At 48.8% G+C, this 8,503-nt stretch carries 6 protein-coding genes; 2 read left to right on the top strand and 4 right to left on the bottom strand.

Annotated features, from left to right (window positions below):
• Positions 1-74 precede the first annotated feature (74 nt).
• From CLV60_RS08540 to CLV60_RS08525, 4 genes are all read right to left on the bottom strand, one after another.
• On the bottom strand, positions 75-1,070 hold the full coding sequence (locus CLV60_RS08540; RefSeq protein ID WP_146151539.1) for a trypsin-like serine peptidase: 996 nt from the start codon (positions 1,068-1,070) through the stop codon (positions 75-77).
• Between the two features lie 429 nt (positions 1,071-1,499).
• A complete protein-coding gene (locus CLV60_RS08535) occupies positions 1,500-2,480 on the bottom strand; it encodes a helix-turn-helix transcriptional regulator (RefSeq protein WP_106594929.1) in 981 nt (326 codons plus the stop codon).
• A complete protein-coding gene (locus CLV60_RS08530; RefSeq protein ID WP_106594928.1) occupies positions 2,480-3,079 on the bottom strand; it encodes a YdeI/OmpD-associated family protein in 600 nt (199 codons plus the stop codon). The genes CLV60_RS08535 and CLV60_RS08530 overlap by 1 nt, the downstream gene beginning before the upstream one ends.
• Before the next feature lie 131 nt (positions 3,080-3,210).
• The gene (locus CLV60_RS08525; protein WP_106594927.1) at positions 3,211-3,603 is read right to left on the bottom strand and encodes a RidA family protein; all 393 of its coding nucleotides are present in this window, start codon (positions 3,601-3,603) and stop codon (positions 3,211-3,213) included.
• Between the two features lie 363 nt (positions 3,604-3,966).
• On the opposite strand from CLV60_RS08525, the gene CLV60_RS08520 reads away from it, so the two are divergent.
• Both CLV60_RS08520 and CLV60_RS08515 read left to right on the top strand, forming a co-directional pair.
• Entirely contained in the window at positions 3,967-4,371 is a 405-nt protein-coding gene (locus CLV60_RS08520) for an OsmC family protein (RefSeq protein WP_106594926.1), read from the top strand.
• An 894-nt stretch (positions 4,372-5,265) separates the two neighbouring features.
• Positions 5,266-8,391 carry a ligand-binding sensor domain-containing protein gene (locus CLV60_RS08515; protein ID WP_170118747.1) on the top strand — a complete coding sequence of 1,042 codons (3,126 nt, stop codon included), beginning with the start codon at positions 5,266-5,268 and terminating at the stop codon, positions 8,389-8,391.
• The last annotated feature ends 112 nt before the right edge of the window (positions 8,392-8,503 follow it).

Below are 8,503 nucleotides of genomic sequence, written 5' to 3'. Positions count from 1 at the left end.
AACTGCTTCTGCAGCTTTTTTCTGCTACCGGCCGCCAGATAATTAGGTGGTCAATTTGCCACGGAATCAGGTGGTCAACTTCTCCGAAATACCCAGTCAATGGACACTTTCATTACATCTCCTTTGGGATGGTGCAAGCTGGCAGACGACGTTGGTGCTGTTGTGGCCCTGGACCAACCGGCATAGCGTATTCCGCTACTCGCGGTAGGCCTTTGATTTAGTTCCACCAGGGCGAAATCCGAAACGTTCCATCCCGCACGAAAGGTAGAGCCTGAAAATGTAAAGAAGTTGGGGTCATTTACACTTGGATTGCACTGAGGGCTGATATATTGAAACATGAATTGCCAGTTTTGAGCGGCCGTGATCTCCCCCTGGTCGGCAACGCCGTTCCCATTGTTATCAAGGCAATGGAACGCGGTCAGGAAATTTGGTCTGAAGTTCTGGCACGCGTTGTTGAGAAGCGACCCTGAGCACCATCTGGTATTATCTTGCAAAAGCACCATCGCCACCATATTGGCCTCGTCCTGCCAGGCGGCAAAAGCCTGACAGGTGACATTCTCATTACAGGGGGCGGATTCCCCAAATCCAGCAAACGGTGTTAGCTTGTAGCCATGAATAACTTTTGAGATATGTAGTTCGGATTGGGTCTTGACACTTTCAGGTTCATACAGCTCGATGAGCATGGAACTCCCTTTAATTAGGCTGGTTGAATATTTCCGGTACTCGTTGTTTTGTGTTACGTCAATTGGGCCGGAAACCATAGTACGCTCTGCATTAGTTACGAATACCTGCGCGCCTTCCGGCAGGAAGAAACGGTCAAATATCATATTGATGGTCTTTGCTCCCGGAGCATTTATCTGAACCCGCCAAATACGCCCTCCTGGTACGGTTTCCCATGTCCCGCTTTTTGATAAATCTATATCCACATCAAGGGCTTTTCCAAAACGCTCGGGTATGTCCATTTTCCTTTCTCTTTCATCCTCGGCAAGCAAAGCGGCTGCATCCACGGTTGGTAAATCAATAGATACTGCTTTTTTCCCAGCCACATCTTTGAAGCGTTGATATTCCAAAAGATTCTCGGGGTTTATTGTCCGCGTGGGGACTTGGGAGAAAGATGAGATATCGATTCCAATGAAAAATTCTGGCCTCATATGTCACCTTCGATATATTTCATTCGAAAGGGCAGTATATCAAATACTTACTCAACAATTAGTTATTTCACTTTGAAGCGTTTCACATGTCGTCCTTCTATCAATCAGATCGTACGCCCGAAAAACCAGATTTAGGCTCACTAGTCGGTGTCTGGCTTCAAAAGCGCCCCCGGCAGGTGACTATCACAGGTTCATCCGATACGTTCCGAGCTACCAGATCATCAACAAGAAAAATAACGCAGTCAGATACAAGGACGGTTCGGTTGATAGCAAATGGGCCGTAAGTCATACTGACCAGTCGATTGCATTGAACTAGTCACCAAGCATAAAATGAAGCGTGCTACGCCATCATGGCCCGCTCACACAGAAACGGCGATACACTTGCATCGCAAGATCGGATAGATGAGCGCTCAGCGCCGCAGGCTCCAAAACCGTTACGGCTGCCGCAAAGGGTAACAGCCAGGCTGCCAGATAAGGCAACGAGCCTACCAAAAATAACACTTCCAGAGTCGCGTCGGGCAAAATCTGCTCATGGGTCCAACCGTACCTATGCTTGGTATCTTGAAAATGCCGGACCTGCGCGGCGGGTAACTGCGAAGGGTCGAAACGGATTACCACTTTCTGCTTGCCATTTCGTTTTACCTGCTGATCCCAATATTGCTGTAAAGTCTGCGAGCGGGGTAAAAAGTTCTCTTCGGATATTGTAAGCGAAGCGATGCGGTCGAGCCTGAAGTCACGAAATGCTTGCCTGAGACGGCAGTAGGCTATTACATGCCATTGTTGGCTCAGATATAACCCTATTGGCTCGATTTCGCGACTGGTCAACTCACCGGTTTCGGCAGCCTGATAATTGATTTGAGCAACGCGCCGCGATGTAACGGCAGCAACCAATTGTTGGTACGAATTCGGCTGATCCGGCGGCATAACAAGCTCCATCACCTCAATCTGGCCGGATACTTTCTCGAGGTGGTCCCTATCAGCATACCGAAGCGCAGCCCGTAGCTTGTCCATAGCCGCAAGGATTAGCTCCGCAGTCGGTGGATCAGTAAGGTTGGCAGCAAGCTTTTCGGCAATTAGCAGCGCCGTGGCCTGCTCCCGCGTAAACATGACAGGAGGGATGCGGTACCCTTCCATTAAAGAATACCCCTTCCCTTCCAGCGTAACGACCGGTACCCCAGCCGCTTCAAGTGTCCTGATGTCCCGATAAATGGTCCGGGTGCTGACAGAAAAACGGTCTGCTAGCTCGGAGGCGGTGACCACGCGCTTGGTTTGAAGCAGCGTCAATAGCATCACAAGTCGCGAAAGGCGCGTCGTTTCCAGATCATTCATCAGCCAGCTTTTTTTTTCCAGCTAAGGATACTGGGCTTCATTTTCTTGCTGGCATATTCAACAATTTCGTCAATCCGCTTCTGACGTGTCTCTTGCCGCTTGGCAAAAGCAATCCATTGCAAAAGGTTCCGTTTATCCGACCGGCCTAGATTTTCAAAGAATGAATATGCGACATCACTTTTTGCCAACGCGCTTTCCAGATCATCAGGCACGATCAGTTCTTCAACCTTGTCGAGTAGTGACCATGACCCGTTTTGCTTCGCAACAGCGATAGCCTCCAAGCCGGCACGTGTCATTAACCCAACACGAGTCAACCGCAAAATCTTTTCTTTGTTGATTTTAGACCAGCCGCCGCCAGGCTTTCGTTTACTGAAAAACTGCATGTATCGCTCCGCGTCCAGCGGCCTTGCAAGGCTGTCTATCCACCCAAAACAAAGCGCTTCGTCTACCGCTTCACTCCATGTGATGGTGGAAACATTCGCGCCTTTCTTGTAATACACCAGCCATACAGAACCTTTGCTGATATGGTTTTGAATTAACCACTGCCGCCATTGCTGCCGGTTAGCAGGGCAAAATACTTCTGTTTCTTTAGCGCTCATTTGTCACGATCGATTTTGGCAATACCGCATGAAGAAAAGCATTTTTCCTGATTTTCAAACATTCCCAATAGCTGCCTGTGATTGCCCGACAAAAAGCCAATCCTCTGGCTTTCTGTCGGGATACGAAATCATTATTTTACCACTGTGACTTCCAGCTCGATAGTCAGGCCACCAAATAAAGCTTTCACTTCCAGCATGGTCGTGGCTTGCTGAATTCCATACTTTGCTATCCAGGTCTGGTAAGTTGGTAAGCAGCTGGCAAAGAACTCCTCGGTAGAGGTCGTGTAAACATTCAGCCGCACAATCCCACCCGGCTCGTAACCTGCCTCGCTGATGAGCTGCTCCAAATTCTGGATCGTAGCCACAAGCTGTGTGTTCATATCTGCCGAGATAGGCTGACCATTAGCATCGATAGCCACTTGTCCCGAGCAGTAAAGGGTGCCTTCCGCCTGTTTGATTTCAACTGCCTGCACTGAACTAGTGTACTTACCCCACTGCCAGGGATCGGTTGTTTTCTTTTCCATTTTGCTTGTCTTAACGATTTTGTTTTCACAAAGTTGGAAATGGCCGGTGACAGCCTTATGTCATACCCCGAAGACGAGACAAAACTTTTTTCCCTTCGTATTGGCCGGAGAAATTAACGGCAAACGTTGAAATGATCGGCTCTTGACAGGAGGTGCCTCTCCGGCATAACATCCAAATCGCCCAGATGGGGCTGCCTTTCGACTACTTTTTACGAGATTGGATTAGCCAAACATCAGACCAATCGTAACTACTACTAAAAAATCGAAATCCCACTCTCGAAATTGGAGCCCTGTTTTTTGGATAAATTGGACTCGGTAAGCGCAAATAGATCTTGGCAATTTTAATCCAAACAGATTTATCAAATGAAAACTCAGCACAGCTACGCCCTAACAGTCCGCGGGACAGGTAATCTCGGTACAGGCACCAATTCCTACCGTTCGTACGAGCGGGCTCATACCATACAAATTGAAGGAAAACCTGATATAGAAAGCTCATCTGACCCTTCATTTCGTGGTGACAAAACCAAACATAATCCAGAAGAAATGCAGTTATCCGCGCTGTCGAGCTGCCATATGCTCTCTTACCTGCACCTATGCGCAGTTAGCGGTGTCGTCGTCACTGCTTACGTTGACCAGGCTACCGGCACAATAGCTGAAACCCCTGACGGCGGCGGACATTTTGCCCAGGCAACCTTGCATCCTGTTGTTACCGTAGCCAGCGCAACAAACCCAGATCGAGGGCCAAAAAGACTGAATGACCTCCTGTAGCATGCGAATTATAGCCTCTCTCCGAAACAAGAACCCTTTAAAATCATTTTGACAGCTTCTAAATTTTTTCTTGCAAATCCTCCGTAATTGTGAGAGGGGCTTGCAAGAAAAAATTTGGTTAACTCTATGAACAATGATTAATAAGGTTCAGGACAGAAATCTGACCACCAATTTCATCGATGTATAACTGCTCCCGAGCGAAAAAAGGCAGCTTTTGAGGCATAAACGTCTTGATCTAGCAAAAACTAGTCCGCAGGATGTCAAAAAGAGCATTTTTGTTCCAAAACGATCTCGGAGACGCATTTTTGACTAAATTTTCTTTTTCCAGCCCAATTTGGATCAATAGTGACCCTTTGAAACCGATGTCTGCCTAATTACACATGAAATGCACTGGTGCAGAGATGCCAAAAATTACGTACAACCACCTGTCTATGCGTGGTTGGCCAGATGTACAATTGTATCACGCAGCTACCGCCACGCGCTTCATTTGGATCTGGCTCTGCGAGGCTGGCCTAAATCGGAACTCGTTCGGCTTGCTAAACTATTGTTAGAGAATGTACTAACCTCATCGAATAACAACCTGGAAGACAGTTTGAGGGATGCATCCGGATATCATTGCCGGCGAGGTCTGAGATTTTTTGAATGCGCACAAAGAAAGCAGCCCGATGCTAGCGGAAAACCTATTATACCAGCGAGCAGGAGCTGTATCGTGAACCGCGTGCAGCACTAATGATGGCACGTGCTACCAGTCTGCTACCCGTATCAATTTCATTGAACGATAGAATAATTTCTATCATTTCGGCTGGCAATTACCGATTCCCTATTGTTTCTTTATCATCTATCTACGATGATTTCGCCTTTTTTGCCCCAACAATCAAGTTTACCCGTTTCCCAGTGCCCGTGAGATTCTATTTCTTTGTTCTGCTTCAAATGCTGATGATTCCAGCCGCTTCGCAAATTCCCGCGAACGCTCCAAAATACAATGTCCGCCATTACACCAGCGAAGACGGTCTGCCGCAGAATTCGGTCAACTCGATTACCCAGGACCGAGATGGCTACATTTGGCTTACTACCAACATGGGATTGGCCCGGTTCGACGGCCAGTCGTTCGTTACTTTCGGAAAAGACCGTTTTAAACTTGAGTATAACGCCTTTATAGGTTTTACCGGGGATATTGAAGGAAAACCGGACCGGTTATATGCGCTGGGTGACGGCGGCAAAAACCACGTCCGGATAGCTGACGGGCAGGCTAATGTCGATAAAAACCCAATGGAAGAGCATCTTCTCAAGATGTTCAAGTGGGATGAAAAGTCTCGGGGACTGATGTACACACTGGGGTTGCCGGACCCGTGGCATAAGGACTGGATACCCGAGTATTGCGTATTTCTGCTCCCGGAATCAAACGGGGACTTTTTCATATGGACGTCCGGTGGAAAAATCGAGCTTTACCGTAACTGGAAACTGCAAAAGAGATACATGACCGGAATCCCCTCGCCCATCCGGCTTTTCAGGGTAGGAACAAATCTGTACCATGACGACGAGAAGGGCCATATACGGCTCGTGGCCTCCGCAGGCACGGCTATCGTGGGCGGAGAGGTTTCACTCGTGCCAGCGCCCGGGGAGTCGGCAAGGCCCGACTTGCGCAAACAATATAAGGTCTTTGCGGACGAACTTTCAGGTGATTCATTCATTTATCAGGAAGGGCATTTATTCCAGCTATCGGAGGCCTCACCGGGCCGTTTCGTTACCAAACTTCTGCTGAGCGATTTCGACTTTGATCGCAATAGCGTCACTTCTGTTTTCTATCAAGGCCCACAGAGACGGCTATACCTGGGCACGATGAACAGCGGCTTCTACATTTTCGACTTCGAGGTTTTTGAAACCCTGGTTACCGGTGCCGCTGATCCGGGCGCGAACGTCTACTACGCCCATGCGGCATTTTCGGACAGCACCGTGTTAACGCCGTCTTTCCACATACTTGGGAAAGGTAAGGAAAACCAAAACATTTTAAATGTCCTTCCCAACCCGGTTGGGAAGGCATTGGAACGGTTTGTGATGGTAAGGGACCACTCAGGCGATATCTGGCTGTCAGGTTACAGGCGGCTGTACCGCCTCGACAAAAGTGGTCAAAAGGTGAAAGCTAGCTGGCCCCTGGAAAATGACATTACCGTATTGTACCAGGACGATACCGGCCGCATCTGGATTGGCACGTATTCGGCTGGTTTGAAATATATCGATCCCGAAGAGCAGGGAGCGACGGTACACAGCTATACACATAGAATGCTCCGCATCTCACACATTCTACGGGAGGGCAAAGACATCCTCTGGGTCGCTACCTATTGGGATTTATACAGGGTAGATCTTGCCCGCAAAACCTTGTCCAGAACCCCGGCAGCCGCCAAAAACTATCTCAGGAGTTTGTGGCTGGAGCGGCCTGGCGAACTTTGGTTTACTACCTATGAAAACGGCTTTTTCGTATTAAAAAACGGCAAGGTAACCCGGTTTCCGATCGACAGGGACCGTTCCCTCGCAAACGCGCATTGCATTATAAGCGACAAAAAAGGTTACTTCTGGATTCCTACCAATAACGGGCTGTTCCGCGTGCTTCGCCGCGACCTGCTGGATTACATCAGCCACCGCGACAGTACCCGGCTCTACTACCATCGATACAACAAGCAAAGCGGCTTTCGCACAAACGAATTCAATGGAGGCTGCCAGCCCTGCGCGGTACGCCTGCGCAACGGGTATATGTCGTTGCCCTCTATTGACGGGATGGTGTTTTTCAAACCCGAGGAAACGCCCATCGACACGCCCGGTTCAAAAATCTTCATCGACCGCGTAGAGGCAGATTCCAGGCAGGTTCCCGTGAATGGCTCCCGAATCGAGCTCACGGACGTCAACGATATCAAGGTGTTCGTTTCGTCGCCCTACCAGGGCGACCGCCGAAACCAGCAACTATATTATATGGTATCGTCAGACGATAAGGCATCCGCCAGGCACGTTTGGTACCCCATCGAAAACGAGCAGCAATCTGTGCTCCTGAATAACCTCGCATCTGGAACATATACCTTGAAATTGCGTAAAAATGGCGGATTTGGCCCCGATTCACAGCGGTTAACGACGCTCACGATCGTCATCCCGTACGCCTGGTACGAAACCTGGCCGTTCAGGATAGCCGTGGTATTCCTGATTCTTGCGGCTATTTACCTTTATTTCAAAAAACGCCTGAAAAAAGCCGACCGGCTGAACAAAATACTCGAATCGCGCGTGTCGGAAAGGACCCGCAATTTGCAGGACACATTGCGCGTACTGAAAGTGTCGGAACAGGAACTGTTGCGGCAAACGCGCCTTCAAATGCATTTGATCGCCTCTATCAGCCACGACATCCGCAGCCCGCTGAGATCGATCGAATTCGCTTCGGGAAAGGTGCCCGGGCTACTTCAAAAAGGCGATCTGGATTTGGTGGGAACGATCGGTTCCAGTGTCAACGAATCTTCTAAAAGAGTTCTCCTTTTACTGGAAAACATGCTTTCCTATGTTAAGTCGCAGATGTTGGGAGATTCACTGGCTCATGACATCTTTGCCGTGCGGAGCCTGGTCGACGAAGTTGCGGTCACTTTTGATACTTCGTTCAAAATTCTCGAAAACAAGTTTGTCAACAGCGTGCCCGATACGCTCTTTCTCAAATCAAACAGCCAACTGCTGAAAATCATCCTTCACAATCTCATCGACAATGCAAACAAGTATACTTCCGGAGGCTCAGTGATCGTGACGGCAAGCCAGGAAGGTGAGGTAATCAGGTTGCTGGTCACTGACACCGGCCCCGGATTACCGGAACCCATTTTGAATTGGTTCAACAGCGATGACGACCATACTTACATGGACTCATCGGGCGATCGACCAGTAATTCATGGAATTGGGCTGGTGATTGTGAGGGAACTGGCCGGAATGCTGAAAGTGCGTATCCGGGCTGCATCGGTTTCCGGCGCTTCGTTTTCCATTGATCTTAAAGTAGATTGAAGAACTATCTGGGTTGCAAACCCCAATTTGACAAAAAATATAAATGGCGTGTTTCTCGCGAAAACCTCAGTTGTCGCAGGAAATCTATACAAGCTTGCAGCTTCTTCAACCA

It is taken from the genome of Dyadobacter jiangsuensis, from assembly GCF_003014695.1.
Taxonomy (GTDB): Bacteria; Bacteroidota; Bacteroidia; order Cytophagales; family Spirosomataceae; genus Dyadobacter; species Dyadobacter jiangsuensis.
The sequence above is the reverse complement of the archived record's forward strand: the minus strand, read 5'-3'. Positions and strand labels throughout refer to the sequence as shown.